The sequence below is a fragment of the Paenibacillus sp. TAB_01 genome (assembly GCF_043945595.1).
Taxonomy (GTDB): Bacteria; Bacillota; Bacilli; order Paenibacillales; family NBRC-103111; genus Paenibacillus_S.
The window spans coordinates 2,452,725-2,479,657 of sequence record NZ_JBIFNP010000001.1 but is presented as its reverse complement, the minus strand read 5'-3'; the positions used below and the strand labels follow the sequence as shown (position 1 = coordinate 2,479,657).

At 53.4% G+C, this 26,933-nt stretch carries 20 protein-coding genes, 3 pseudogenes and 1 riboswitch; of the genes and pseudogenes, 6 read left to right on the top strand and 17 right to left on the bottom strand.

All coding sequences use genetic code 11. The features are described 5' to 3' along the window. Positions 1-528: 528 nt before the first annotated feature. From ACHHV8_RS12065 to modA, 4 genes are all read right to left on the bottom strand, one after another. Entirely contained in the window at positions 529-2,055 is a 1,527-nt protein-coding gene (locus ACHHV8_RS12065; RefSeq protein WP_395158481.1) for an IMP dehydrogenase, read from the bottom strand. Between the two features lie 44 nt (positions 2,056-2,099). Next, positions 2,100-2,660, bottom strand: coding sequence for a phosphoribosyltransferase (locus ACHHV8_RS12060; protein ID WP_395158480.1), 561 nt, complete (start codon positions 2,658-2,660; stop codon positions 2,100-2,102). 124 nt (positions 2,661-2,784) lie between these two features. Continuing rightward, a riboswitch (purine riboswitch) is annotated at positions 2,785-2,886 on the bottom strand. Positions 2,887-3,080: 194 nt separating this feature from the next. Further along, positions 3,081-3,740: a molybdate ABC transporter permease subunit gene (gene modB / locus ACHHV8_RS12055; RefSeq protein ID WP_395158479.1), complete on the bottom strand. Its 660-nt coding sequence runs from the start codon at positions 3,738-3,740 to the stop codon at positions 3,081-3,083. Between the two features lie 8 nt (positions 3,741-3,748). Continuing rightward, the gene (gene modA / locus ACHHV8_RS12050; RefSeq protein ID WP_395158478.1) at positions 3,749-4,594 is read right to left on the bottom strand and encodes a molybdate ABC transporter substrate-binding protein; all 846 of its coding nucleotides are present in this window, start codon (positions 4,592-4,594) and stop codon (positions 3,749-3,751) included. Positions 4,595-4,842: 248 nt separating this feature from the next. Here modA and ACHHV8_RS12045 point away from each other — a divergent pair, with 248 nt between their 5' ends. Beyond that, on the top strand, positions 4,843-5,793 hold the full coding sequence (locus tag ACHHV8_RS12045; RefSeq protein ID WP_395158477.1) for a substrate-binding domain-containing protein: 951 nt from the start codon (positions 4,843-4,845) through the stop codon (positions 5,791-5,793). Between the two features lie 48 nt (positions 5,794-5,841). Here the strand turns inward: ACHHV8_RS12045 and ACHHV8_RS12040 are convergent, their stop codons facing one another. Then, positions 5,842-6,240 (bottom strand): MarR family winged helix-turn-helix transcriptional regulator, encoded by a 399-nt coding sequence (locus ACHHV8_RS12040; RefSeq protein ID WP_395158476.1) that lies wholly within the window; start codon positions 6,238-6,240, stop codon positions 5,842-5,844. A 278-nt stretch (positions 6,241-6,518) separates the two neighbouring features. Here ACHHV8_RS12040 and ACHHV8_RS12035 point away from each other — a divergent pair. Continuing rightward, a pseudogene (locus tag ACHHV8_RS12035) lies at positions 6,519-7,716 on the top strand (molybdopterin-dependent oxidoreductase). Beyond that, entirely contained in the window at positions 7,685-10,735 is a 3,051-nt protein-coding gene (locus ACHHV8_RS12030; RefSeq protein ID WP_395158475.1) for a sulfite reductase subunit alpha, read from the top strand. The pseudogene ACHHV8_RS12035 and the gene ACHHV8_RS12030 overlap by 32 nt, the downstream one beginning before the upstream one ends. 154 nt (positions 10,736-10,889) lie before the next feature. Here the strand turns inward: ACHHV8_RS12030 and ACHHV8_RS12025 are convergent, their stop codons facing one another. From ACHHV8_RS12025 to ACHHV8_RS12015, 3 genes and pseudogenes are all read right to left on the bottom strand, one after another. After that, positions 10,890-11,414 (bottom strand): 5' nucleotidase, NT5C type, encoded by a 525-nt coding sequence (locus tag ACHHV8_RS12025; RefSeq protein ID WP_395158474.1) that lies wholly within the window; start codon positions 11,412-11,414, stop codon positions 10,890-10,892. Between the two features lie 262 nt (positions 11,415-11,676). Then, positions 11,677-13,509, bottom strand: a complete 1,833-nt coding sequence (locus ACHHV8_RS12020; RefSeq protein WP_395158473.1) for an ABC transporter ATP-binding protein — start codon at positions 13,507-13,509, stop codon at positions 11,677-11,679. Then, positions 13,481-15,255: pseudogene (locus ACHHV8_RS12015) on the bottom strand (ABC transporter ATP-binding protein). Before ACHHV8_RS12015 ends, ACHHV8_RS12020 begins: the two are co-directional and overlap by 29 nt. Positions 15,256-15,547: 292 nt before the next feature. On the opposite strand from ACHHV8_RS12015, the gene ACHHV8_RS12010 reads away from it, so the two are divergent. After that, positions 15,548-16,402: a glycerophosphodiester phosphodiesterase gene (locus ACHHV8_RS12010; protein ID WP_395158472.1), complete on the top strand. Its 855-nt coding sequence runs from the start codon at positions 15,548-15,550 to the stop codon at positions 16,400-16,402. Positions 16,403-16,495: 93 nt separating this feature from the next. On the opposite strand, the gene ACHHV8_RS12005 is transcribed toward ACHHV8_RS12010, so the two are convergent. After that, entirely contained in the window at positions 16,496-17,260 is a 765-nt protein-coding gene (locus tag ACHHV8_RS12005) for a metallophosphoesterase family protein (protein WP_395158471.1), read from the bottom strand. A gap of 57 nt (positions 17,261-17,317) precedes the next feature. Further along, complete coding sequence (locus ACHHV8_RS12000; RefSeq protein ID WP_395158470.1) at positions 17,318-17,824, bottom strand: DUF6886 family protein; 507 nt, start codon at positions 17,822-17,824, stop codon at positions 17,318-17,320. Positions 17,825-18,130: 306 nt separating this feature from the next. Between ACHHV8_RS12000 and ACHHV8_RS11995 the strand changes: the two genes are divergently transcribed. Continuing rightward, on the top strand, positions 18,131-18,466 hold the full coding sequence (locus tag ACHHV8_RS11995) for a hypothetical protein (RefSeq protein ID WP_395158469.1): 336 nt from the start codon (positions 18,131-18,133) through the stop codon (positions 18,464-18,466). A 47-nt stretch (positions 18,467-18,513) separates the two neighbouring features. Here the strand turns inward: ACHHV8_RS11995 and rocF are convergent, their stop codons facing one another. From rocF to ACHHV8_RS11975, 4 genes and pseudogenes are all read right to left on the bottom strand, one after another. Further along, entirely contained in the window at positions 18,514-19,431 is a 918-nt protein-coding gene (gene rocF, locus ACHHV8_RS11990; protein WP_395158468.1) for an arginase, read from the bottom strand. A gap of 65 nt (positions 19,432-19,496) precedes the next feature. Next, positions 19,497-20,420, bottom strand: a complete 924-nt coding sequence (locus tag ACHHV8_RS11985; RefSeq protein ID WP_395158467.1) for a proline dehydrogenase family protein — start codon at positions 20,418-20,420, stop codon at positions 19,497-19,499. A 21-nt stretch (positions 20,421-20,441) separates the two neighbouring features. Then, positions 20,442-21,992, bottom strand: coding sequence for an L-glutamate gamma-semialdehyde dehydrogenase (pruA, locus tag ACHHV8_RS11980; protein ID WP_395158466.1), 1,551 nt, complete (start codon positions 21,990-21,992; stop codon positions 20,442-20,444). A 20-nt stretch (positions 21,993-22,012) separates the two neighbouring features. Continuing rightward, a pseudogene (locus tag ACHHV8_RS11975) lies at positions 22,013-23,210 on the bottom strand (ornithine--oxo-acid transaminase). A 347-nt stretch (positions 23,211-23,557) separates the two neighbouring features. Here ACHHV8_RS11975 and ACHHV8_RS11970 point away from each other — a divergent pair. After that, the gene (locus tag ACHHV8_RS11970; protein ID WP_395158465.1) at positions 23,558-23,818 is read left to right on the top strand and encodes a DUF2533 family protein; all 261 of its coding nucleotides are present in this window, start codon (positions 23,558-23,560) and stop codon (positions 23,816-23,818) included. A 138-nt stretch (positions 23,819-23,956) separates the two neighbouring features. Here the strand turns inward: ACHHV8_RS11970 and ACHHV8_RS11965 are convergent, their stop codons facing one another. From ACHHV8_RS11965 to ACHHV8_RS11955, 3 genes are all read right to left on the bottom strand, one after another. Next, positions 23,957-24,376, bottom strand: coding sequence for a GNAT family N-acetyltransferase (locus ACHHV8_RS11965; RefSeq protein WP_395158464.1), 420 nt, complete (start codon positions 24,374-24,376; stop codon positions 23,957-23,959). Then, positions 24,366-25,715, bottom strand: coding sequence for a serine--tRNA ligase (serS, locus tag ACHHV8_RS11960; protein ID WP_395158463.1), 1,350 nt, complete (start codon positions 25,713-25,715; stop codon positions 24,366-24,368). The genes ACHHV8_RS11965 and serS overlap by 11 nt, the downstream gene beginning before the upstream one ends. A 523-nt stretch (positions 25,716-26,238) precedes the next feature. Further along, positions 26,239-26,904 (bottom strand): NUDIX hydrolase, encoded by a 666-nt coding sequence (locus ACHHV8_RS11955; RefSeq protein WP_395158462.1) that lies wholly within the window; start codon positions 26,902-26,904, stop codon positions 26,239-26,241. Positions 26,905-26,933 lie beyond the last annotated feature (29 nt).

The following is a 26,933-nucleotide window of genomic DNA, read 5'->3' as shown; positions in this document are numbered from 1 at the left end:
AGGAGCAAGGCAGATTCAAGCCGCCTTGCTCCTTTACTGCTGTAAACATTATTGCACTTGCGCATTGAGCGTCTCCCTCAAGCCTTAATTTCGGGGGCGTATTAGCAATATATGAATCAGCCCCAGAGCTGTATCAGATCATATAGTCGTCATACGTTCTATCGCTGTATTTACTGCCGCTGCTGGATTTTCTCTTATGAAAAAACATCGATACCCTTATCAAAACCGAAAAAATAACATAATAAACCAGCGCTTCGAAACCGTTCCGGGAATTCAGATAATACATCAAAACGAAAGGAAGCGGCGAAAGTAAGGGGAGCCAAATTTGCTTTTTCACGGTGCACCTGCCTATTGATATTCACTTTGAATTCATCATATCATAAGTTCGTTCCTCCAGGTATGTGCACCTTTAATCCGCTTTTCTGAAACACCCTCCAAAATGAAAAGAGACATCGGGCATATAAATCAGCCGCCATGTCCCTTCATCTCTTTCTCCTGATCGGAGCTTGAATTACAAGGGGGGAGCGCCTATCCCCCCTGCATCGTCGTTTGTCCGTTGCGCTCCTTCAGAATCACATCGTGCGCGCCGCCCTCCACAAGGCTGGTCGAGGAGACCATCGTCAACCTGGCCTTTTGCTGGAGCTCAGGGATTGTAATCGCGCCGCAGTTGCACATGGTCGATTTGATCTTGCTTACAGTCAAATCCAGATTGTCCTTCAGCCGTCCTGCATACGGAATAAAAGAGTCGACTCCCTCTTCAAACTCCAGCTTCGCTTCCTTGCTCTCGCCGCCGAAGTCGTAGCGCTGCCAGTTGCGCGCTCGGCTGGAGCCTTCGCCCCAATATTCCTTGACAAAGTTGCTGCCGAGCAGCAGCTTACGTCCCGGGCTTTCGTCAAAGCGGGCAAAATAGCGGCCCAGCATCACGAAGTCCGCGCCCATGGCGAGAGCCAGCACGATATGATAATCGTGGACAATGCCTCCGTCCGAGCAAAGGGGGACGTAGACTCCTTTGTCCTCGTAATACTTCTGCCTCGCCTCCGCCACTTCAATGACGGCGCTTGCCTGACCGCGGCCAATCCCCTTCTGCTCGCGGGTGATGCAGATAGAGCCGCCGCCGATGCCGACCTTGACGAAATCCGCTCCGGCTTCGGCCAAATAGAGGAAGCCTTCGCGGTCCACTACATTGCCTGCGCCGATTTTCACCTGCTCGCCGAACGTTTCTTTCACATAGCGGATCGTTTCCGCCTGCCATTCCGAATAGCCGTCGGACGAATCGATACAGAGAATGTCCGCCCCTGCCTCGACCAGAGCCGGAACCCGCTCCCGATAATCCCTCGTATTGATCCCGGCCCCGACGATGAGCTGTTTGTTTGCGTCATGCAGCTCCAGAGGATACTCCTTGTAGCTGTCGTAATCTTTTCGAAAAACAAGGTACAGCAGATTTCCGTTCGCATGAATGACCGGAAGGCAGTTCAGCTTATGCTCCCAGATCAACTCATTCGCCTCTGACAGCGTAATCCCTTCGTGAGCCACCACCAAGGAAGCCAGCGGAGTCATGAACTCGGCAATTTTCGTATCGGCCGGCATCCGGCTCTCCCGGTAGTCGCGGCTCGTGACGATTCCCAGCAATTGCCCCGACGGCCCTCCATCGTCCGTAACGGCAATAGTGGAATGGCCCGTTTGCGCCTTTAATCGAAGCAAATCCGCGAGCGTGTGGTCAGGCTTGAGGTTGGAATCGCTGAATACAAAGCCTGCTTTGAATTTCTTCACCTTGCGGATCATTTCCGCCTGCTGCTCAACCGGCTGCGATCCGTATATAAATGAGATGCCCCCGCATTGGGCCAAGGCGATTGCCATGTTATGATCGGACACCGCCTGCATAATGGATGAACTGACAGGCAGATTGATTTCCAACGGCGGCTGTTCGCCTTTCTTGAATTTCGCAATGGGCGTGCGCAGCACGACGTTATCCGGAATGCAGTTCTTGGTCGTTAAGTTAGGGATAAGCAAATAATCGCTGAACGTTCTCGAAGGCTGGTCATAATAAAAAGCCATGGGCATCTTCTCCTTGCCAAGTAATTTATATGATTTTCCTTTCCTTACACCTTGCCTAAGCAATAGACAGGGACCTTCAAGTCCTGCTCAAGCTGCAAATAATGCTCTCCTTTGGCAAGAATCGCCTGGATGCCGACAAGCTGGATGCCCATTTGCCTCAACTGAGCGGCAATCGAACGGATGGTTGCGCCGGAGCTGATAACATCATCGAGCAGGAGAACCCGGTCCCCTTCGTTGAATCCGTCAAAGCAAATATAATTTTCATTGTACGCCGTCTCCCGCCGCACGCATATTGGGAAATCCTCGTACAAGTCCGTACTCAGCCTCAAAATATTGATCGGCTTCCGAAGCCGGTAGGCGGCAAGCATCCCCCATGTATGACCGCCCGGCTCAGGCGAGACGATGTAATCGAATGCCGGAAAATGTTCCGTAATACTTCCAGTCAAATGCTCCGTTATCTCCTCCGTCAGCTTCGGTTCAATAAAGGTTCCCCTCTCGCCGAACGGGTAGAGTTTAAAATCGTACGTAGTCTTACTGTCCTTTACGATCTTGACGGTTCGCGCTCCGTTGATAGAGCTGTTCAATTCAGATAGGCTGCTGTACATGTCCTTCACTCCTCTGAAGTTAAGTCTTGTCTGGGTAACACAAACAGCCCGAGGAACAAGAGGCGCAGACCAGAGCTTCTTTCCGGGCGGAAACGCATAGATCATCCACGGAAGAAATTCTTTACTTGCATCTGCAGCCTCTTGTAGCCTGGGGCAATTTACGGTTGCCTGTAGAAACGCCCATTCCGATTAATGAGCTTATACAAGAGTTTTTATGTTATATTATATAACATGATTCTTTTTCAATATCCTATCACTCTCAGCATCCAGCGTCAACAAGAAACTTTTCCGCCGTTAACCTCCGTAATTCCCTAACACAAACCTTTCATATAAATATGTCAAACCCACACCTCATGTTACAAAACAAGACGTTTTTGGACGCAAAAAAGCCGCCCCCATCGGGCGACTTTTCATAAACAACTATGGTTTAGATCGGGTAAGCAGCAGCATAAGGAACGAAATAAAGATAATCGCTACCGTCCAGGCCCAAGCCATCCCCACATGTCCGGAATCCACAGCGACATAAATAGCCGTAGGAATCGTCTGCGTTTTCCCGGGGATATTGCCCGCGATCATCAGCGTGGCCCCGAATTCGCCCAGACTGCGCGCGAACCCGAGAATATAGGCGGTGACGAGCGAACGAACCGTCAACGGAAGCGTGATATATCTGAACACCTGCCGCTCGTTAGCTCCATAGGAGCGCGCAGCCCCTTCCAAATCGCGGTCTACCGCGGCAAATCCAACCTTCATCGTTTGATACACAAGCGGGAAGGCCACGACAACCGAAGCGATCACGGCGGCCCACCAGGAAAAAATGACCGGGGCGGCAAACAGCCATTCGATGAACCGGCCGAGCAGGCTTTTCCGTCCCAGCATGACGAGGAGCACAAAGCCGACGACCGTCGGCGGAAGAACCAGCGGCAGCATCGCAAAGGTTTCAAGAATCATTTTTCCTTTAAAGGTATGCCGGGACATCCACCAGGCTGCGCCTACACCAAGAACAATAACGACTAAACTGGATAAGAGCGAAACCTGCAGCGATAGCCTGATCGGCGTCCAGAATTCATGCCAGCTCATCATGTTCACATTTATTGAATTACGGAAAATCCGTATTTAACGAATACGTCCAGCGCTGCCTTAGACTGCAAATAAGTGTAAAAGCTTCCCGCTTCCTTCGCATGCTTCGTCGCCTTAACAAGTCCGATCGGATATTCGACAGGCGTGTATGTCTTAGGGTCGACGGCAAAGGAAACCTTGACCTTCTGCGAGGTTAACGCGTCTGTCTTATAAACGAATCCAACCTCTGCATTTCCAGTTTCCACATATTGCAGCACCTGTCTCACGTCTTTGGCCTGCACCAGCTTGGGCTGCAGCGAATCCCAGAGCTTTGCGTTCGTCAGTGCTTCCTTGGCATAGCTTCCGGCAGGCACGCTCTCGGGGATGCCGACAGCCACATGCTTCACATCCGTTTGGGCCAAGTCTGCGACCTGTGCGATTTGCGCCTTCGCATCCGTTCCTACAACAGCCACCAGCTCGTTAGTCAGCAGCTTTTTTTGCTGATCCGCCTGGATGTACTGCTTATCTACAAGCTCTTTCATATTTTTGGCCGCTGCCGAAAGGAACAAGTCTGCCGGAGCTCCCTGTTCAATCTGCTGCTGAAGCGCGCCGGAAGCACCGAAGTTAAAATTTAATTTGATGTTCGGATTTTCCGCTTCGTAAGCCTTCTGAATTTCTTTCAGTGCGTCGGTCATGCTCGCTGCAGCCGACACGGTCAGTTCCACCTTTTCCGCCGGCGCTGGACTTGGCGTATTTGCGGCTGGAGCCTGCGAACCTGCATTACTGCCGCCGGCAGCCGAATTGGATGCAGTACCGCATCCAGCAAATACCAGCATTACGGATACAATCAAACACAAGATATAACTATTTTTAATCATTCCAAATCATTTCCCCTATCCTAAGTAGGATTTAATTATAAATAAACATGATTATTATACCTGCCGTACACCTCCTTGTAAACTTACGCAGACGTTTTATCCCGACGTATTACGTCGAACAGCAAAAAAATGTTGCCCTGTCTAAATTCATTCCCATTCCGCTGCAATGATAATCTCGTTCATAGGATTGTGTTATAATTAGGCATATCACATAAGCCAGTTATGCTTCTGACTAGGAGGTTCGCGATTTGTCAAGCGATATGTCTTATACAACCGAAGAAATCGCCAAGCTGCTCAAAATATCCAAGCTCACCGTGTATGATCTCATAAAAAAAGGCGATTTGCCTTCTTATCGCGTCGGCAAGCAAATGCGGGTGGACGCTTCCGATCTGGAAGCTTATAAACAGCGGGCAAGGACGCTTACCGCGGCGGATCGTCCTCTTCCGGCGAGCCAATCGACGCCCTCTTCCGTCTCCGTCAGCACCAGTGCCATTCGCCCGCTCGTAATTACCGGGCATGATATCGGTCTCGATATTTTAGCTAAGCATATGGAGAAAACCATTCCGGGCATCCGCCCTCTGCGCTCCTTTGTCGGCAGCCTCGACAGCCTGATCTCGATGTACCGCGGAGAGTCGGATCTTGTCAGCACCCATCTCTTGGACGGAGATACAGGGGAGTATAACCTTCCGTACATCCGAAGCTTGCTCGTCGGCTCCTCTTACTTGGTCGTCAACCTGCTTTCCCGCAGCGCCGGACTTTACGTAAGGCAAGGAAATCCGTTCGGACTTCAGCAATGGTCTGACCTAAGCCGGCCGGGGCTCAAATTCGTGAATCGGGAAAAAGGCTCCGGCGCGCGGGTGCTTCTGGACGAGCAGCTCCGTCTTCACGGCATCAAGCCGGAGCAGCTGGACGGCTACGAGAACGAACAAGCCAACCACCTCGGGGTGGCCTCAAAAGTGGCGTCCGGCAAAGCCGATGTCGGGGTTGGCATTGAGAAAGCTGCATCGATTGTCGGACATGTCCAGTTCATTCCGCTGATTCAGGAACGGTATGACCTCGTGATGCTCAAGAAACCGGAAAACCGGGCCTGGATCGATTCGCTGCTGCGAATATTGCAGTCTGCAGCATTCAAGCAAGAACTCCAGGCTATCTCCGGATACGATCTGTCCCGTACGGGAGACATCTTAGTGGAGACCTAAGAAGACATCGGCTGTATTCCAAAAAAACCTCTTCCGCCCGGAAGAGGTTCATTCCTTATCAAATACAAGCAGCCCCGCCCGTTTCAATTCATCGACATGAATTTCGGAAAGCTCCTCCAAGATCCCCATTCCCTTTTCGGTCAAACTTATGAGAATGCTCCGCCTGTCCTGCCGGTTTGGACAACGCTGCACCATCCCTTGCTCTTCGCAGCGCTGGATAAGCTCTACGCACGCATGAGGCGTAATTTGCAGACGCTCCGCCAACTCCTTCGGCGTAGCATAATTTCTTTCGGGGAATCCCATGATCGACAGCATCAGCTGATGAGATTGAGGGGTTAACCCTTTGCTTCTGGCGGCCTCTTCGCTAAACCGGATAAATTTGCGAATACGGTACCGGAAGAATGCCAGCTGCTCATAGATATGTTTAGGTAAATGCTCCTGCTCCATTGCCGTCTCCTCCGTTCCATTTATATCTCAGTGTATGGGATAGGAAGCTCCAAGACAAACTCATTGCTCATTTAATGTAATGTTTTATGACGCAAATTTACGAATCCAGAAAGATTTTCATAAAAATTATTATTTTATGTTAGTTATTATAACACGATTTATTGACTTCATTCGTAGTGCGATATATATTTAGTTGTAAATAGTTAGTTTGGCAGTTCTCCCGCTTCAACCGTTTCCTATTCCAAACGTGCTAAATACGTGAACACTGGTGATCGATAATGACGACTATGACGACAAAAAAAGTGAAAAGCGTCTGCCCCTATTGCGGTGTCGGCTGCGGCATCGTGCTGGAAGTGGCCGGTAATCGTGTAACGAAAGTGACCGGCGATAAAGAGCACCCCGCTAATTTCGGCAGATTATGCACGAAAGGCAGCACTTGCGCGCAAGCCATAACGGAATCGGGACGAATGGAATACGCTTATCGCCGCCCAGCGCGAGGGGCTGAGCCGGTTCGGCTCGCAATCGACGAAGCGATCACCGAGACAGCAAGGCGGCTGCGGGCTATTCTCGATGCGCAGGGGCCGGACGCCATCTCGTTTTATGTATCGGGGCAAATGTCGCTGGAAGCACAATACCTTATTAACAAGCTGGCCAAGGGCTTCATCCGGACCAACAACATCGAATCCAACTCCCGGCTATGTATGGCTAGCGCCGGCAGCGGGTATAAGCTTTCGCTCGGAGCGGACGGCTCGCCCGGCTCTTACCAGGATATCGAACCGGGCGGATCTGTTTTTCGTTATCGGGGCCAACATGGCGGACTGTCATCCGATTTTGTTTCTGCGAATCATGGACCGCGTGAAAGCAGGCGCCAAGCTCATTGTAGTCGATCCCCGGCGCAACGCCACGGCAGACAAGGCAGCGCTATATATGCAGATCAAGCCGGGCACCGACCTGGCTCTGCTCAACGGACTTTTGCACCTGATCGTCAAAAACGGCCATACCGACCCCGCCTTCATTGCCGAATTTACTTCAGGCTGGGATGCTATGCCGGGATTTTTGGAGGACTATCCTCCCGACAGGGTGTCTGAGATAACAGGCATTCCCGAAGCCGATATTCGCCGGGCGGCACAATGGATCGGCGAATCCCCCGAGTGGATGAGCTGCTGGACCATGGGGCTGAATCAGAGCACGCACGGCACATGGCATACGAATGCCATCTGCAATCTGCATCTGGCCACCGGTGCCATATGCCGCCCCGGGAGCGGCCCCTTCTCGCTTACCGGACAGCCGAATGCCATGGGAGGCCGGGAGATGGGTTATATGGGGCCCGGTCTGCCCGGGCAGCGCAGCGTGCTCGTTGAAGCGGAGCGTCATTTTATCGAAGATATGTGGCAAATTCCGCGCGGCTCCCTCCTGGACCGAGACAGGTACGGGCACCGTGTCCATGTTCCAAAAGATGCAGGAGGGAGAGATTAACGCCTGCTGGATCATCTGCACCAACCCGGTCGCAACGGTAGCTAACCGCAAGAACGTGATCGCAGGCCTGCAGGCTGCCGATCTCGTCATTACGCAGGACGCCTTCTTCGACACCGAAACGAATCGCTATGCGGACCTGATGCTGCCCGGAGCTCTATGGTCGGAAGCTGAGGGCGTGATGATCAACTCCGAACGGAATCTGACCTTGATGCAAAAGGCGGTTCATCCTCCCGGCGAAGCAATGCCGGACTGGCAGATTATCGCGCGGGTCGCATGTGAAATGGGCTTTGCCCCGGCTTTTACTTATGACTCTTCAGCCGATGTATACCTTGAAATCCAACAAGCCTGGAATCCGAAGACGGGCTACGATATTCGCGGCGCTTCCTATGAGCGATTACGGGAAACGCCATGGCAGTGGCCCTGCGCTCCCAGTAGCGTGAATGACCGCAATCCGATCCGCTATTTGAACACAGGCGTCAGCCAGCAGCTGAGGGAAAATGAGGATGGAAGCCGTCCGCGCGTCGTTTTTGCAACCGAAAGCGGGAAAGGCGTTTTTCTCGCCCGTCCTTTTTTGCCCCCCTCTGAAATGCCGGACGACGAGTTCGCATTCGTTCTCAATACAGGCCGCTTGCAGCATCAATGGCATACCTTGACCAAAACCGGCAAAATTACGATGCTCAATAAATTGAATCCAGGTCCCTTCCTTGAGATTCATCCCGAGGATGCACAGGCGCTTGGCATCAGCGACAAAGATCGGGTAGAGATCCGGTCGCGCCGGGGTTCAGCCATTTTACCGGCCATCGTTACCGACAGAGTGCGTCCGGGCAACTGCTTCGCTCCCTTTCACTGGAACGATGTGTTCGGCGAGAAGCTTGCAATTAACGAGGTGACGAATGACGCGACCGACCCGATTTCTTTTCAGCCGGAATTTAAATTTTGCGCCGTTTCGCTGGCTCGGGCTGCAGAGAAGGCTCCGGCTGAGCAAACGCCATCGCCGGGCGAAAGAACACCCGTTCTCTCTGGGGCAGCGGCAGTGAAATCGGCGCAAAAGGAGGAAGTTTACATGACCAAAGTGGATACACTCGCAACCATGTTAGGCATCGAATCACCGGCCAGCTTATCTTTAGAAAGTCATGAGAAGCTGTATCTTGCCGGTTTTATGACCAGCTTGCGTACAGACGATGCACGAAGCGCTTCGGGCGTTCCCGTCCTTCCTCCTACGGCGCCGCTCGAGCCTGCCAAAAAGTATTGGCTCGACGGGATGCTGGCCGGGATGTTCTCCCGCACCTATCTTCCGGATGCAGAGCGCGCATGGACGCCATCCCCTGCCCCGGCTGCGCAGGCCGAAACTAACCGGGCGCAGGTGACGATTCTGTGGGCTTCGCAAACAGGCAACGCCGAAGAAGCGGCTCATGAATGCGCCAAGAAGCTGCAGGCGGCAGGCCGCAGCATTCGAATAAAGAGCATGGACGCCTTTGCACTCGATGAATTGTCTTCGGAGCGCTGTGTCCTGATAGTCGCCAGCACGTTTGGCGCCGGCGATCCGCCGGATAACGGCACAAGCTTCTGGCAGGCGTTACAAGCGGAGAACGCTCCTCGACTACCGGAGCTGTGTTATGCCGTTCTTGCGTTCGGCGATTCCAGCTACGACCTGTTCTGCGGGTTCGGACGAAATCTCGATGCCCGTCTGGAACAGCTTGGAGCACGACGTCTTAGGGATCGTCTCGACTGCGATACCGATACTCGAGAGCAAGTCGATGTATGGCTGAATTCGATCTCTTGGACAGCGGAACCGGGAAACAGCGCTTCAGTCGAGACAGCTCATTCTGCAGCCGCTGTGCTGATCAGCCATGAAACGGAAACGGCCGCAGCGACGGAAGCCTCCATCTCCATGGCTAGGACGTATGACCGCAATCGTCCGCTGCGTACGTGCATGCTCTCCAGCCGTCGCCTGAGCAGGGAAGGCTCCGAGAAAGACACGCGCCATTACGTGTTCGATTTAAAAAATACCGGTCTGCATTATGAGGTCGGCGATGCGCTGGGTGTCTGGCCTTCCAACTGCCCGGAGCTTGTTAAAGAGCTGCTTGATACGACCGGCTTGCCTCCCTCTGCGCTCGTAACGGTAAATGACCGGCAAATGCCGCTCGAGGAAGCGCTCCTCCGGCATGTTGAGATTGCGCGTATCCCTCCCGGCGTCCTCCAATTCCTCCAGGAACGCTCCGGCAGCGAGACGCTCGGACAGCTGTTGAAGAAGGAAAATAAAGCCGAGCTGAAAAAGTGGCTTCAGGGTCGCCAACTGATCGATCTACTTCAGCAATTTCCCGCTGTGCTGAATGCCGAACAATTGATCGGGCTGCTGAAGCCTTTACAGCCAAGACTGTATTCGATCTCTTCCAGCTCCAAAGTGAACTCAGACGAGGTTCACATAACCGTCTCTACCGTTCGTTACCAGTTCAACGGACGTATCCGCAAAGGCGTCTGCTCCACCTTCCTCGCTGAGCGAATCAAACCCGAGGAGGAGGTTTCCATCTTTGTACAGAAATCCGCTCATTTCCGCCCGCCTGCCCATCCGGATGTACCGATGATCATGGTCGGAGCAGGCACCGGCGTAGGGCCGTTCCGGGGCTTCCTTCAAGAGCGGCAGACTGCCGGCGCGAAGGGGAAAAATTGGCTCTTCTTCGGCGAACAGCGCTCCGAGTATGATTTCTACTTCAAGGATGAGCTGGAGGCGATGCGGGACAGCGGGATTCTTCACCGGCTGAGTACAGCCTTCTCTCGCGATCAGCAGGAGAAATTGTATGTGCAGCACCGGATGCGGGAGCATGGAGAAGAGCTCTGGGCATGGCTGCAAGACGGTGCTCACTTTTACATTTGCGGCGATGCGAGCCGAATGGCCGCAGAGGTTGAAGAAGCATTGAAGCAAATCATCCAACAGCATGGAAGCATGACCCGGCCTGACGCGGAGAGCTATGTGAAGGAAATGGCGAAATCCAAACGATATGCACGCGACGTTTATTGATTTCCCCCACAACAAACGAAAATAAAGCCGGGGCTATGGGCCCTTCGGCTTTATCTTCGTTCCCTCATTTGAACGAAGCGGTCCGAAAAAGCGCCGGATGCCCCTCGCCCATCAGCCAATGGATTTCGAGCGATCGCCGGCCTTTCCCTCCCCGTCAGTTCAAAAAGTATTCCCTCACTTCCAGCCAGTTGTGAACCCGTACGTAACCGGACTCATGAATATTATGAGGCGATGTAAAGAGGATTCCCTGCCCCGTAAAACGTTGAAAATGCCGGGCATTATCGTCAATCAAATAATCGGCATGGATAATGCTTTTATCCCCGCAAAACACAAAATTGAGTTCATTTAAAAAACTAAAATGCTCCTTTAACCATTCATACTTTGCGGTGAAGGAAGCCGGATGCTCCATGGCCGCGGTCGTTATGAAAATTTCATAGCGTTCGCTCAATTGCTTGATCACTTCCTGACTGTCCTTCATGACCTCCAAATCGCGGAAGAACAACGGGTCACGCAGGTAAGCGTTAATTTCATTGTGCAAATGAGGACGCAGGTGCCTGAGGCGTGTCCCCATCAGATCGTTCATCGTCAGATTGTCGTTATGGTCGCGATTAATGACCCGCAGCATTTTCGGATTAAAGTCAGCTACAACCTCGTCCATATCAATGGCAATTCTCTTCATGAATTGTACGGCCCCCTTCAAGATCCATTTAGTCCCATTATACAGGATGCAAGATTGTTATAATCAAAAGATTCTGTTATTCACCGGCTGGCATGCGCATAAGCATACACACGTGCGTAGAGGAATGGATATAGGGTTCCAGTCACTGATAAAGTAACAACGGCCCCGCTATGGCGCGGAGCCGCTGTACTTTGGGCCAAATACAGAAGATTCGTCTCCTGAAATGACATTGTTCTTTTCTATTAAGCGTAGGATGCCAGCCTTATACCGCTCCTTGCACCGGCTTGCCTTGGGAATGGCGGTACAGCTGCTCGTAGTACCCGTGCTGCTCCATCAACTGCCGGTGGCTGCCCTCTTCCACAATCCGTCCCTGCTTCATCACCAGGATGCGGTCTGCCTGCATGATGGTGGAGAGCCGATGAGCGATGACGAGCGTCGTCCTTCCCTTGGAAACGATATGCAGGGCGGACTGTACGAGCTGCTCCGTGTGGGAATCCAGATTGGCGGTAGCCTCATCCAATATTAGAATTTTAGGCTGGAACACCACGATCCGCGCAAAAGAAATCAGCTGCCGCTCCCCTGCCGATAGTCCGCTTCCCCGCTCCGACAGCTGGGTGTCGTACCCGTTCTTCAAGCGCGAAATCAGCGTATCCGCCCCCACGAAGGTGCAGGCCTCGATAACCCTCTCGCGGGAAATCGTCTCATCGAACAGCCGGACATTGTCAATGATGCTGCCCGAGTACATGAACGGCTCCTGCTGAACAAGGCCGACCATGCGGTGCAGCGAGGCCTGCGGCAGCAGCCTTACATCCATCCCGTCGATCTCGACGCTGCCCTTCTTGACATCGTAGAAGCGGCACAGCAGGCTCATCAGCGAGCTTTTTCCCGCGCCCGTCGTGCCGACAATTCCGATCATCTCGCCCGGCCGGATATGGAGATCGAGATCCTGAATAATCGGAACGCCTTCCTGGTATTCAAATTGGACGTGGTTATAATCAATCCGTCCCTGAATACCCGACATTTCCACTTGAATCGGCTTAGGCACGTCTTTAACCTGAAGCTCGGTAGTGAACAATCTCCACAGACGGTCCATGGATACCGTGGTCGACTGCAGAGTGTTCCACTGCTGGGTGATCGAGTTGATCGGCTGAAAAAACTGGCGGATATACGTAATAAACGCATACAGCACGCCAAACTCGATGGAATGGTGCAGAACAGCCATCCCGCCCAGCCAGGTCAGGAAGGCAACCGACAGGTTGCCCAGCATATCGAACGACCGGTTGAACAGCACGTTCGTTCTGATCTCGCGCAGGTTAGCGCGGTAATAAATCCGATTGCGCTCCGTAAACCGTTTCTCCTGCTCCTTCTCTTGATGGAACGCCTGAATCATATTCATACCGGCCAGGTTCTCCGCCACGAACGCGATCAGACGGGATAGCTGAGTTCTTGCGTTCTGGTACGTTTTGCGCATATACGAGCGGAACCCGATCGCAATAGCCGCTATGATCGGCAGCAGGATCATACTGTATCCGGCCAGCACCGGATCGAGATGAAACATAAGCAAAATGATGAATATCAGCGTCATGCCATCCCGGATCAAACTCAGAAACACTTGCGTAAAAAATTGGTTCAGCGCCTCGGTATCGCTGGATACGTGCGTCACGAGACTTCCGCTCTGAAACCGGTCAAAGAACGGCATGGAAAGCTTCGTAATGTGCTCGAACAGTTCTTTGCGGATACGGCCAACAATGCTTTGGCCCGTATACTGGAGCAGATTGTTCTGAATATAAGTAAATACGAAGCTGACAACGGATAACGCCAGATAAACGCCGCAGATGATCAGCAGCAGCTTGAAATCGTTGTTTCCGTTCAACAAATCGCCGTCGATGGCTATTTTGACGAGATACGGCTGCAGCAGATCGGCTGCAATAACGAGCAGCGTACAGCAGAAGATCAGCAGAAATTTCATCCGGTGCGGCTTGGCGTAAGCCAATGTCGCACGAAAGGCCGCACGCCGGTCTTCCTTGCTGACATAATAAGAGCTGTTGATTTCTTCTTCCGGCTTCTTATTTCCGGTTGCCGCTTCCTTCGACATAGCGCGTCCCCTCCTCCTGGATCGAATAGAGGGAGGCGTAAATTCCTTCCTCCGCCATTAATTGATGATGCGTTCCCCGCTGCACAATCGTTCCCTCATCCATAACTATGATTTCATCCGCATGCTTTAAAGCGCTGATGCGATGGGCAATGATGATCGTCGTTTTGTTCTTTCTGCGCAGGCGCAGGTTCTCAATGATCTTCGTTTCCGTTACGGCATCCACCGCGCTGACGCTATCGTCCAGAATGAGAAGCGGAGCGTCCTTGATAAAACCTCGGGCGAGACTGGTACGCTGCCGCTGGCCGCCTGACAAGGTAACGCCTCTCTCCCCCAGCTTCGTTTCGAATTGGTCGGGGAATTCCATAATATTATTGTAGATCTGGGCCTGCTTGGCGGCCGTCTCTACCGCTTCAAAAGCAATTTCGCGGTCATGGAACGCTATATTGTCGCGAACGGTCGTGCTGAACAGAAACCCATCCTGGGGCACGTAAGCGATTTGGTGGCGTAGGCTTTCCAGCGTAGCGCTGCGGATGTCCATCCCACCGATCTTAATCGTCCCTTCGGGCGGCTCATAAATCCGGAGCAGCAGCTTGACCAGCGTCGTTTTGCCGCTGCCTGTTTTGCCGATGATTCCGAGCGTTTTACCCGGTTCCAGCTTCAAACTGACGTCATGCAGCGCCGGTTGAGAGGAATCCGGGTACGTAAACGACAGGTTGTCGATGCGAATTTCCCCGTTCTTCTTCATATGGATCGGCTTGGCCCCTTCAATCTCCAACACAGCCGGCTGGACGGCCAGCAGCTGGTTGATCCGCTCCAAGGACGCTCTCGAACGCTGCATCGTATTGATTACGTTGCCGATCTGCTGCAGCGGGTTGACCATCATCCGCAAATACAGCGTAAGCGAAACAAAATTTCCGAGGGAGAGCTGATGATGGATCGTCATATAACCGCCGACCGCGATAGACAAGATCAGCGAGAGCGAGCCCAGAAAGGGAAGCAGCGCCTGAAAAACCGACGATAATCGCACGAGCCGCAGCTGCTTCTCAATGATATTATCCACCGTTGCGCCGAAGCGGCTGCGCATAGTCGGTTCTACAGCGAACGTTTTCGTCACCCGAATGCCGCCGAACTGCTCCTCGGCCGATTCCGTCATCCGCGCCAGCGATTCCTGCACCTGCAAAGAACGTTTGCGGATGGCCTGGACCGAAATAAACGACGATCCATGGAATACAGGCCAGCGGAAGTACGCTCACCACGATAAGGGAGACCGGGATATCGCTGATTCCCATCATGACGATAACCGATAAAAGCAGGATCACTGCGTTGACAGTCTGGTTCAACCCGACAGAGATCGATTCCCGCACGCTTGTGACATCATTCATGACATAGCTGAGCAGCCTGCCGATCCCCTGCTTGGAGTGATAGCTTTCGCTTAAAGAAGTAAAATGGCCGAACAATCTTCTTCTGGTGTGAAATTCAAATAACCGTCCAAGACGCATCACCGTATACTGCCCGGACCCTCCCAGCAGTCCGTAGGCTACTCCTATGCCAAGCACTGACCAAGCTGTAGTGCACGATGATGGCCTCTGTCGCTCCGTTTCCCTGCAGCTCATCCGCAACCTTCCCCAAAACCTTGGGATAATAAGACTGAATGATGTTAGCGCTTGCAGTGAGCATAATGGCCAAAGCATAGAAATACCAACGCGACTTCAGATAATCGGTAAGTAACTGAACTTTCAATCGCATCCACATCCTGTTATTTTGTTTGTCGTAACGTCTCAGTCCTTAATTATACTTCGGCAACCTAAATATTTCACCCGAAAGCCGCCACCAATCCTGCCGTTTTTAGTGATTATTCCCGGGAAATTTGCGAGTGAAGCGCTTTATTCTACCAATAGCTCCTCATTCCTGTCATCTCCATCCGTTTAGGCACTGAATCTCCACTTAGCCCTTTGAAAATTTATTTTTTTGAAAAGAAGGAAAAAGGTTTTTCACGTATAATAATATGGATATCCCATCATGCTAGGAGACACCCAGAATGCACAAATTCCTTCTCGCCCTCACCCTCCTCTTGGCCGCAAACGCTGCCACAGTCAACGAAACAGCAATATCGACCGCCACTTCAACCGAAGCTTCACCATCGTACGACAGCAGCCTTGTCACCGCCCACCGCGGCAGTTCCGTTACGGCACCCGAGAATACGCTAAGCTCCATTCGCAGAGCGATAGACGACGGCGCCGGATATGCCGAGCTGGACGTGCAGGAAACCTCAGATGGTGTGCTTGTATTAATGCATGATGAGAACGCCAAGCGAACCACGGGCATCGACAAGCCGCTATGGGATCTTTCCTATAAAGAGCTGCAGCAAGCAAGCGCGGGAAGCTGGTTTCACAAAAAGTATGAGTCCGAGCGCGTTCCGACGCTGGAGCAAGTTATTGAAGCGGCTTCCGACCGGATCAAGCTGAATATCGAGCTGAAAAACAACGGACATCAGAAGCGGCTGGCGGAGGCTACTGTCGATTTATTGGAAAAACATCACTTCGAGAAGCAGTGTACGGTCACTTCCTTTGATAAAGGACTGCTTCAGAAGGTCAAACATAGAAATCCCGGCATCAAAACAGGCCTGATTGTAGACCGGAAGCCTTCCAGCCCGGAATCCAGGCAGCAGCTTCTGACAAGCCCGGACTACGAGGTAATCAGCGCAGCCTATACGTTCATGGATGCCGAGTTTGCTCAGGCGGCCGCCGCCAATCATAAGCAGCTCTATGTCTGGACGGTGAATGATCCCAAGCTGATGGAAAAAATGCTCGAGCTGAAGGTCGACAGCATCATTACGAACCAGCCGGAGCAGCTGATCGAGCTGTTGAAGCGCAAACCGAAGGTTTCCTTATAATAGAACAGCCCGGAATATTGCGCGCATAACAAACATCCCTCTTCCAAGCCGTCCAGGCTTCAAGAAGAGGGATGTTTTCATTGGCTTTTCAAACTAAACGGCATTCCCCGGCTGAACCGCCTCCGTGTCCGCATTCGCATCGGACGGTAAGTGAAACGAGCGGTATTCCTTGGCTCCTCGTATCTCCAGCGCATTCAGCTGCAAGCCGTAAGCGCAGCCGCCATCGATTCCGATTTTGTCGCCGCCGAACCAAATATCCGCCCGGTCATGAAGCTCCATCGTCAACGTATGCCCGAAAACAACTGTTTTATCTACAACCGTCGGACGGTTATAGAAAGGATCGCGAATCCACATAAAATCCCTTTCAGGCTGCTCCTTCCATTCCGGGAAAGCCGGATTCAATCCTGCATGAACGTAAATATGGTGCTCATCCTCCGCATAGAGCGGCCGGCTGGCCAGAAATTGCACATGCTCCGCATAGCGCTCCAGAATCCAGGCTTTAAGCTCGCACAGCCTGGATTCATCCCATTCGCACCCGGTCCACTCGGAGCCGCAGTAGCTTTGCAAGGTCGGCAAACCGCCATATTCGAGAAACTTCGCCTGCACGACCGGGTCTGGACTGGACAGCCATTCGACAAACCGCTGGTCATGATTTCCCCGCAGCGCCGTAACCAGACCGTCGGAGCTCATGCGAATAAGCTGCTCTACCACTTCTTTACTGTCGGGTCCGCGGTCCACATAATCGCCCAGCAGCATCAGCCTATCTTTGCCCGGACAATAGGCCGTATGCCGGAGCAGCCGGTTAAAGGTGTCCAAGCAGCCATGAATATCACTTATTACTATCGTTCTCTCTGCCATACAGCCCGCCTCCCCCTCTGTCTTGACAACAAATATATGTTCCGATCCTCCCGCCTGCTACTGGACGGCATTTGCAAAGCGGATGATCGAAAATCCCAATGTAGACCCCATGATCCGATTTTTAAGAGGTACCAGCGACGGCGTGAGTCTAAGCTCCAATCCTGAAGCCGTCAGCCGCTGAAGCAAATCCCCCATCGGCTCGACGAGCATCGGCGTTACGGTTTCATAGGAAACATAGTAGCCCGCATGGGCGTTATGTAATGTAAAAGCCTGGTCCGGCATCGTATACCGGTATAAAACGGTCTGCCGTATTCTTTCGAGCCATGCGCTTTCCACTGCTGCCAGCTTCGTTGCGGACGTTAGAGCAAACAGCTCCTCCCGATCCTCCTGCGAGGTCGTCTCTTCACACCAGCAGACCACACGCGGACAAGCTCTCGGAAAAAAGTAATGAGGAGCGTGCTCCTCATCAATGGCCCATACCACGGAAGGATTCCCTTGGATGGCCGCGGCAGGCCTCGGATGAAACCTGCGTATAGCAGGGTCTTCACTAAAATGATACAGCATTCCATTCTCCTTTGGATTAAAATAAAATAAAAACATGCCGGACTGTTCTATCCCATAATATGGCATTTATTTAGACGAAATCTGCGTCCAAAAGTTGCTTTGCGCAGGCAAAAAATCCTTACTATTTTAATTAATATTATTAACTTTTAACTCTGCTAATTTTGTCGAAATTCCGCTAGTTACGCGGAATTTGTCTTCTTTCCTCATAGGCTTTGCTCGATCCTCAGCCTGCTCATTTTCAAGTGGAAATCGTCCGGTTTATATGATACATTATGTACCATATAAACCAAGAATAGGGTGACAAATATGAAGCATTGGAACCGCTGGATTTCGTTCGCAGCCATTTTCGTCTTCGTCATAACCGCTTGTTTTATGAGTTTCAGCTATGCTCGTCAAGCCCCGCTTTCCGCAGGGCCGTCCTCAATTTCCCCCTTCTTTTTGTTCGTGAGTCCCCCTGTTCCGAACGACGGATCCAGTTACAGTTTGCAGCGGCATAAGCAGCAAGCATTGATTTCTGCCCCAATGAGAATGTCCGATTCCAGTCAAGTCGCTTTGAACGCGAATGATGCGCCCAAGGCTTTAGCTCTGTCCTTACCTTTGTTTTTTCTCCCTTTTTTTCTGCCGTTTGTTCAAGGTCAATAAGCCCGTTTGCCGTTTGCCGCTTTACCTTTAAGTCAACACTGCTTTCGCTAGCCGCCGAATAAGGTGCAGATCAGGTCCACACCCGTTCTAGCCGTCCGGTTCCGCAAATCCAGCGCAGGATTGAGCTCTACGAAATCCGCGCTGAGAAGCCCTCCCGCTTCCCGGATAGCCCTCAGCGCCAGATGCGCCTCCTCCAGCCGGACACCGTGCGGTACCGGTGTGCCGACGCCAGGAGCATCGGTCGGGTCCAGACCGTCCAGATCAAAGCTCAGATGAAATCCGGCCGTGCCATCCCCGACAATCGACAGCACCTGATTCATCACGTCCTGTATGCCTACCCGGTCGATTTCCCGGATCGGAAACACCCGGATGCCCGTTTCCTGAATGAGCGCCTGTTCGCCGGGATCCAGTGAGCGGGTGCCTATTAAAACGACATGCTGAGGCATCACCTTGGGACGCAGCCCTCCGATCCGCGCAAGCAGAGGATGACCGTAACCTAGCAATGCCGCCAGAGACATGCCGTGAATATTCCCTGTCGGTGTCGTCTTATAAGTATTCAAATCGCCATGCGCGTCAAACCAGATCACGCCCAAGGGGCCATCTGCCGCAGCGGCCGTCCCTGCAACGGACCCGATCGCCAGACTGTGATCGCCTCCGATCACGACCGGGAGACGATGGTTTTGGCGGGATTGGAATACCGTACGGTATAACCGTTTATTTAACCGGACAATATCCTGCAAATATTTCGCATCGGGGCTCCCCTCCTCCGGCTCCGAGCCCCGAGCAGGCTTTCCTTTTGACGCCGATACGTCTCCGCAATCCGCTGCATCGCAGCCCGCTTTACGCAGCTTGCTCAGCAGGTCGGCGCAGCGAAACGCATCCGGACCCATCCGGCTGCCCCGGCAGGAAGCCCCGAGGTCAAAAGGAACGCCTATCACATCGACCGCCTGTTCCCTTAGGCTCACAGACTTCGTCCTCCTCCCAAGGTACAATTGCATTTGAAGTTGAAGTTATGAATAAACAAAGCCGTTCAACGGCGCAGCAGGCCTTTGAGCACGAACCAGAGATTGGCCGGTCTCTCAGCAATCCTGCGGGAATAGTAGGGATACCACTGCCGGCCGAACGGTGTGTAGACTCGCACGCGATATCCTTCCTCGACAAGCCGAAGCTGCAGGCTGGAAGCAATCCCGTACAGCATCTGAAATTCGAATTGAGAACGTGGGATCCCAAACAGTGAAGTATACGCCTTGATTTCCGCTATCAGGTTCTCATCGTGGGTGGCTACAGCTGTGTAGTGTCCTCCGGCCAAATGCGCCTTTGCCAGCTCCAAATATTGACGGTCCACGTCCTCTTTTTTCGTAAAAGCCACTTCGGCAGGCTCATGGTATGCGCCCTTAACGATCCTGACGTTAGTCCCCAGATCCCCCAGCTGCTTCAAATCCTGCGGCGAGCGATACAAATAGGCCTGGATGACAACACCGATATGCCCCGTGCCGAAACGTTCGGCAAGCGAATGGAACAGCTCGAGCGTAGAATCGGTCAGCGTAGAGTCCTCCATATCGATTCTGACAAAAGTGTTATAATATTTGGCCGCCCCCGTAATCCGCTCCATATGCTTCAGGCACAGAAGCGGATCCGCCTGGAATCCGAGCTGCGTCAGCTTAACCGAAAGATGCGCATTCAGCCCCTGATTGCCGATCGCCTCCAGCGCCCGGATCATTTGATCGGCCGCCTCGCCGGCCAGCCTCGGATCAACAATACTTTCACCCAAATAGTCCAGGGTGACCTCAAGCCCTTGGCTGTTCATGCTTTTGACCTGCTCCAAAGCCTCCTCCAGCGAATCCCCGGCGACGAAACGCCGGACGCCCAGGCGCGAACCGTATTTTTGAAATCGGGATTGGACAGCTCCCATCCCTGCCAGTTTCAGGACGATCCGACGGTATAACGAATTCATTTTCAGCACCAGCCCCCTTGCTTAAAGAAGCTCTGAGCACACCTTCGGCTGCGTAAATAAGAACAAGTAATCCGGGCCTCCCGCTTTGGAATCCGTTCCCGACATATTAAAGCCGCCGAATGGATGCACGCCCACCATAGCTCCAGTGCATTTCCGGTTAATATATAAATTGCCTACATGAAATTCCGCCTTGGCTTTGGCAATATGCTCCCGGTTCAGCGAATAAACGGAGCCCGTCAATCCGTATTCGGTGTTATTCGCGATTTCAAGTCCCTGATCGAAGGTCGAACAGCGGGAAAAAGACAGCACCGGGCCGAAGATTTCCTCCTGCATCAGACGCGCTTCGGGAGCAAGATCCGCCACAATGGTCGGTTCAATGAAATAGCCCGGCAGCTCCAGCGCCCTGCCTCCTGTCACGATCCGCCCTTCCTGCCGGCCGATTTCGACATACTGCAAAATTTTGTCATAGGAGGCCTGGTCGACGACGGGTCCCATATCATTGGCAAAATCGTCCGCCTCTCCTACCTTCAACGCATTTGTCAGTTCAATACAACGGCTCAGCACTTGGTCGTAAACATCCTCATGGACGATGGCCCGCGAGCACGCGGAGCATTTTTGCCCCGAGAAGCCGAAGGCAGCTGCGACAATTCCTTTGGCAGCCGCCTCCAAATCCGCCTCTTTATCCACCAGGATGGCGTCCTTTCCGCCCAGCTCGCCGACGAACCGTTTGATCCATATTTGGCCCGGGCCTACGTTGGCGGCCAGCTGTTGGATCCGTATGCCGACATCGCGGGAGCCTGTGAAGGAAATAAACCTCGTTGCCGGGTGCTCCACAAGCGTATCGCCGATCTCGCCTCCGCTTCCCGGCACGAAATTTACGACACCTGCAGGCAGCCCGCACGATTGGAGCAGGGCGACGAATTGCGCCCCGATAACCGGCGTCTGACTCGACGGCTTCAGCACAACCGTGTTTCCTGTCACCACGGCTGCGACCGTCATCCCGGCCAGAATCGCCAGCGGGAAATTCCATGGCGGAATGACTACGCCGACGCCGAGCGGCAAATATTCAAGCTCGTTGCGCTCACCTGCAAGCGGGATCAGCTCCTTGCGTCCCCGCTCTCCGAGGTCGATCATCTGTCTCGCGTAATATTCCAGAAAATCGATCGCCTCCGCCGTTTCCACATCGGCTTCTACGCGGGTTTTGCCCGCTTCGAGCATCAGCCAGGCGTTAAATTCCTGCTTCCTCCGGCGGAGGGCGGCCGCCGTCTTCCACAGCAGCTCCGACCGCTGGGCGGCCGGTACCCTGGACCAAGTCTTGAAGGCTTCCGCCGACGCTTCAATCGCCTTGACGGCCCATGCTTTGTCAGCCTTGCTGACCAGCCCGATCGTCTCCTGGCTCCGCGACGGATTCAAGGAAGTGAACGTTTTTTCCGTGTAAATCTCTTCTCCGCCGATAATTAACGGGTAGGATCGCCCTAGCTCTTCCTTCACCTTTGCCAGCGCATCCGACAGGGCTTCGCTATGGAGCGGGTTGCTGAAATCCGTAAACGGTTCTGGACGATACGGCATCATGGCTATCATGCCTCCTTGTTTTATACTGGCAGAACGGCTTTGATCTTGCTGACGGCGCAGTCGATCTGATCCTGCGTAATAATAAGCGGCGGCGCAAGGCGAATCAGCGTATGGTGAGTTTCTTTGGTCAGCAGTCCCAGATTCATCAAGCGCTCGCAATAGGTCCGTGCATCTTCATGAAGCTCGATCCCGATAAAAAGCCCTCTTCCCCGGATTTCCTTCACAATCGGCGAATGGATCTCCTGCTTCAGCTGGTTGAGGAAATATTCCCCCTGCTCCAAGGAACGCTGCACAAGCCCTTCTTCCTGCAAAACCTTCAGCGATGCGATAGCTACCGCACAGGCGAGCGGGTTGCCTCCGAACGTAGAACCGTGGGTGCCCGGATCGAATACGTCCATAATATCCCGGTTTGCCGCAACCATGGATATCGGCATGACCCCTCCGCCGAGCGCTTTGCCCAATATATACGCATCCGGGTGGACATGCTCCCAATCGGAGGCGAACCATTGGCCGGTCCGGCCGAGTCCTGTCTGAATTTCATCCATTATGAGCAGGACATTATGCTTGCGGCATAAAGCCTCCACATCGCGTAAATAACCGTCGCGCGGGATGACGATACCGGCCTCGCCCTGGATCGGCTCCACAAGAAAGGCGGCGGTATGATGACCGATCGCCTGCTCTAACGCGTCCGAGTCGCCGTAGGGAATAGAAACGAAGCCCGGCGTGAACGGACCGAATTGATGACGGTATTCCGGCGTGCTGGAGAAAGAGGTAATCGTGACGGTCCAGGCCGTGAAAATTGCCGTCACACACAATAATTTCCGCTTTGTCCTCGGGCACCCCCTTGACCTTGTAAGCCCACCGGCGCGCCATTTTGATAGCCGTTTCGACGGCTTCGGCGCCGGTATTCATCGGGAGGAACGCTTCCTTCCCCGTTAAGCCGGCGAGCAGCTCCAGCAAATCTCCCAGCCGTTCGTTATGAAAAGCTCGTGAGGTCAGCGTGACCTTATCTGCCTGATCTTTTAAGGCTTGAATAATTTTGGGATGGCGGTGCCCCTGGTTCAAGGACGAATATCCGCTGAGCATATCCATATACCGCTTTCCGGAAACATCGCGGACCCATACACCTTCCGCCTGCGCCACGACAATAGGAAGAGGATAATAGTTGTTTGCCCCGTATTTCTCCATTTTTCGAATCATTTCTTGACTTCTTTTCATCAGGTCTCACCCCGCTCGCAGTTCCGCGGACACGTACAGGCAAGAACGTTTTTTATGAAATGAGAAGGATAAGGAAGGATGTGAGCCCGGGCGTATCCGATCGGTTTTGAAATGATTGAATTTTCAGATAATAATAATTAGGCAGTCATCACATATCCATCTTATGATTACCATATGCAGTTGGGTTGGGCGCATGCCTAGTTCCTGCAAAATCAGCCTGTCCCGTTGAGGAAGGACTTGCCCTGGTCACGGGGACGTAGTATCATACTAGCAGCTACAGCTATTTACGTAGTATCATACTAGTAACTTCGGCTATTTATAGCTCTGCACGTAAAGGAGTCCAGATCATGAGCGTACACGAAGCGATTACTGCGCATACCCGCAAAATGCATTCCCATCTTGAAGTGTTTCAGGCATTGGATGCCGAACGGGAGCAAGCTATTGAGAAGGCCGTTCAAGCCTGCAAAGCCGGACAGACGTTCTCGGTGGAGGAAATCAACCGGGCCACGGCGCGTATTAACGAGCATGCGAATCATGGCATCTCTCCGGTACGCCCTTTCGTCACCGAGCAAATGCTGCTTGATTACGTAAAGCGCGCTTCTCTATAAGGGGATGTCAAAAAAAGCTTTGAACCGCGGCGCAGAATACGCCGTTCGGTTCAAAGCTTTTTTTCATAGCATCGGCGAACGTGAATCCCGGGCGAGCGCTGCGGCGCTCACACGCGGCCGGTCGTACCTGCGCCGGAGTTATACATTTTTGGAATAGACGTAGAATCCGCTCCGCTTCTGCCAGCCGACGGCGCTCCAGAATTTACCTCCAAGCGCATTATCCTCAAGCACAAAAAGATGACATTTGTCGATCCCCTGCGCCTTTAACTGCTCCAGGCTTTTTTCGACAAGACGGTTCCCGAGCTTTCTGCCCCGGTAGTCCGGGCTTACCGCCACATGATAAATAAATCCTCTCCGGCCGTCATGTCCGCACAATATCGTGCCGACAATCCGTTCATTGGCAGCCGCGACGAAGCTGAGCCCCTCGTTTCTCAATAAATAGGCCTCGATCCGTTCCTTGGAATCGGCCTCGCTCAAGGCGAGACCATCAATCCGTTTCCACAGCTCGACCGCCTGCTCATAGTCCTGAATCGACATTTCTCTGATTTCAATATCCACTGTTTGACTCTCCCTCTCCATTGCTTGTCGTCCCTTCTTCTCCCATCGTCTGTCTATCTGCCGGCACCAATTTTTCCAAGCCGCCCATATACGGCCGGAGCGCTTTCGGAAGCAGGACGGTTCCATCCGCCTGCTGATGGTTTTCCAGCAAAGGAATCAGGATGCGCGGCGTAGCCACCGCCGTATTGTTCAGCGTATGGCAGTAGCGCAGCTTGCTCTTGGCATCCCTGTAGCGAATATTCGCGCGCCGCGCCTGAAAATCCAGCAGCATCGACGACGAATGAGTCTCCCCGTAAGCGTTCCGGCTTGGCATCCATGTCTCGATATCGTACTGCTTATATGTTTTCTGCGACATGTCGCCGGTGCATACCGCCACTACCCGGTAAGGCAGCTCCAACAGCTCCAGCAGCCGTTCCGCATTGTCCGTGAGCTCCTGAAGCAGCCGCTCCGACAGCTCGACGTCGTTCTCGCATAGAATGACCTGTTCCACCTTCGCGAACTGGTGGACCCGGTAAAGCCCGCGGACATCCTTGCCCGCCGATCCCACCTCGCTGCGGAAGCAGGTGGTCGCCGCGGCTAGCCGCATCGGCTCCTGCACATCGATAATCTCGCCGCTGAAGCAGGAAACGAGAGGCACCTCCGAGGTCCCGACCAGCCATCTGTCCGCAGCCTCCAGCTGGTACACCTGGTCTTGCCCCAGCGGAAAAAATCCCGTATGCTGCAGCGCCTCCCGCCTGACGAGCAGCGGCACCTCCATCGGCGTAAAGCCGCGGGCAATCAGCAGATCGAGCGCCAGCTGCTGCACAGCGCGGTGCAGCATGAAGCCGGTCCCTTTCAGCACATAGTTCCGCGTCCCGCCTACCTTGACGCCCCGCTGAAGGTCCAGCATGCCGTGCATTTCCCCAAGCGATACATGGTCCTTCGCCTCAAAGTCGAATAACGGCGGTTGACCAACTCGCTTCACCTCTACATTATCTGCGTCCGATTGCCCTGACGGCGTATCCGCCGATACCTCGTTCGGCATCAGCAGCATCAGCCGCTCGATGTCTTTTTCCACCTGCTCAAGCTCTGATTCCAACACGTTCAGCTGCTGGTTAAGCTGCTTCACCTGCAGCTTTAATGCCTCCGCTGCCTTCGTGTCGCCAGTCTGCTGCAGCATCGCACCGATGTCGCGGGAGGCCTGATTTCGTGCCGCTCTCAACGCCTCCGTTTTCCGAAACAGGCTGCGCTTCCTACGATCCGCCGCAAGCAGCTCTTCCACCGAAACGTCAATCTTCTTGAGGCGAGCCAGCTCCTGTACCTTCTCCGCATGATCCCGTATCCACTGCATATCCAACATACTTCCACACTCCTTTTGATAAAAATGCAAAAAACGCCCTTGTCCATATGGGACGAGGAGCGTTTTTCTCGCGGTGCCACCCAACTTGACCCGAACGCCTCAGGCGTTCGGATCCTCTTTGGTTCCGCGGTAACGGGCGGGCCCGGTTAACTTAGGAGTATGAAAGCAGCAAGCCTGCTGCTGGATCACTCTTGACGAGAACGCCTCCGAGTTGGATGCTCATCATCGGCATAATGAATGTGAATTCGATTGTGGATTGATTATAGCCGAAATCCGGCCGTAAATCAACCGGCTTCCGGCGAAATACGCTCATTTGAATCTGGCCTTGGCCGCAGCGTTATTGGCGTCTCGGAAGCCAGGCCGACAGGGCCGCAGCGTTAGCGATAATGAGCCAAGGCAACCCGCAGAGCCGCGCTGCATTAGCGATTCTAAGGCCAGGGCGGCACGAGCCGTGCAGCAGGCCAGGAGGACGGCAAGGCTCTACAGTGTTAGCGACGCTGGGACACGACCAGCCCCAACCGGCTCAGCTCATTATCTGCTCGATCGTATTTAGCACCAGGTCATAATAAGCGGCGCTGTGCGGTACGAAATCACCTTGAGTGAACTGCCGCTGAACCGGAGCCAACCGCTGCCGTTCATCCGGCTCTACACCATCCGCTGTAATCGTGCCCAAGCGGCCTTGAGCCAGCTCTCGCACATCCGACAGGGGAATCCGGTATAAGCCGGTGACTTCGTCTTCCTGAAGCTTATACTGCTCCAGCGGCTGATCGTACGGCAGGACGAACACATGACAAAACTCGCGGTCGATCAGCACAGGCGAGATCCGCTGCTCTTCCTGGAACACGCCGCAAGGGCGCAGCCGCTCGAAAGCGATCTCGACGCCCAGCTCCTCCGCCAACTCGCGTACTCCTTCCTCCACCCGCTCACCCGCCAGCAGATGACCGGCGCAGGAGATGTCGAGCAGGCTCGGGAACGTATCCTTTCCCGGGTGCCGCATTTGAAAGAGCAGCTCCGGCTCGGTCACCGTCTGTCGAATATTTGCACTATCGCCTGGCACCGGCATCATGACAATCCAGCATTGGAAGGTTTGATGCCAATACCCCTGCTTATGTACCTCCGGCCGCGGGGCTGTCCCGATCGGATTCATCCGAGCATCAAAAATATCGAATTGTTCCAGTTCCTTGCTCATCTATGCTTCGGTCTCCTTGTCCATCCGTT

What these genes read in the sequence shown, in the direction of transcription:
- ACHHV8_RS11970 (WP_395158465.1), top strand. Translation starts at nt 23,558, where the DNA reads ATGAGCGTACACGAAGCGATTACTGCGCATACCCGCAAAATGCATTCC.
- ACHHV8_RS11955 (WP_395158462.1), bottom strand. Translation starts at nt 26,904, where the DNA reads ATGAGCAAGGAACTGGAACAATTCGATATTTTTGATGCTCGGATGAAT.
- modB (WP_395158479.1), bottom strand. Translation starts at nt 3,740, where the DNA reads ATGATGAGCTGGCATGAATTCTGGACGCCGATCAGGCTATCGCTGCAG.
- ACHHV8_RS11985 (WP_395158467.1), bottom strand. Translation starts at nt 20,420, where the DNA reads ATGAATTCGTTATACCGTCGGATCGTCCTGAAACTGGCAGGGATGGGA.
- ACHHV8_RS11995 (WP_395158469.1), top strand. Translation starts at nt 18,131, where the DNA reads ATGAAGCATTGGAACCGCTGGATTTCGTTCGCAGCCATTTTCGTCTTC.
- ACHHV8_RS12000 (WP_395158470.1), bottom strand. Translation starts at nt 17,824, where the DNA reads ATGCTGTATCATTTTAGTGAAGACCCTGCTATACGCAGGTTTCATCCG.
- pruA (WP_395158466.1), bottom strand. Translation starts at nt 21,992, where the DNA reads ATGATGCCGTATCGTCCAGAACCGTTTACGGATTTCAGCAACCCGCTC.
- ACHHV8_RS12005 (WP_395158471.1), bottom strand. Translation starts at nt 17,260, where the DNA reads ATGGCAGAGAGAACGATAGTAATAAGTGATATTCATGGCTGCTTGGAC.
- ACHHV8_RS12010 (WP_395158472.1), top strand. Translation starts at nt 15,548, where the DNA reads ATGCACAAATTCCTTCTCGCCCTCACCCTCCTCTTGGCCGCAAACGCT.
- serS (WP_395158463.1), bottom strand. Translation starts at nt 25,715, where the DNA reads ATGTTGGATATGCAGTGGATACGGGATCATGCGGAGAAGGTACAGGAG.
- ACHHV8_RS12040 (WP_395158476.1), bottom strand. Translation starts at nt 6,240, where the DNA reads ATGGAGCAGGAGCATTTACCTAAACATATCTATGAGCAGCTGGCATTC.
- ACHHV8_RS12065 (WP_395158481.1), bottom strand. Translation starts at nt 2,055, where the DNA reads ATGGCTTTTTATTATGACCAGCCTTCGAGAACGTTCAGCGATTATTTG.
- ACHHV8_RS12020 (WP_395158473.1), bottom strand. Translation starts at nt 13,509, where the DNA reads ATGTCGAAGGAAGCGGCAACCGGAAATAAGAAGCCGGAAGAAGAAATC.
- ACHHV8_RS12060 (WP_395158480.1), bottom strand. Translation starts at nt 2,660, where the DNA reads ATGTACAGCAGCCTATCTGAATTGAACAGCTCTATCAACGGAGCGCGA.
- modA (WP_395158478.1), bottom strand. Translation starts at nt 4,594, where the DNA reads ATGATTAAAAATAGTTATATCTTGTGTTTGATTGTATCCGTAATGCTG.
- ACHHV8_RS12030 (WP_395158475.1), top strand. Translation starts at nt 7,685, where the DNA reads ATGTTCCAAAAGATGCAGGAGGGAGAGATTAACGCCTGCTGGATCATC.
- ACHHV8_RS12025 (WP_395158474.1), bottom strand. Translation starts at nt 11,414, where the DNA reads ATGAAGAGAATTGCCATTGATATGGACGAGGTTGTAGCTGACTTTAAT.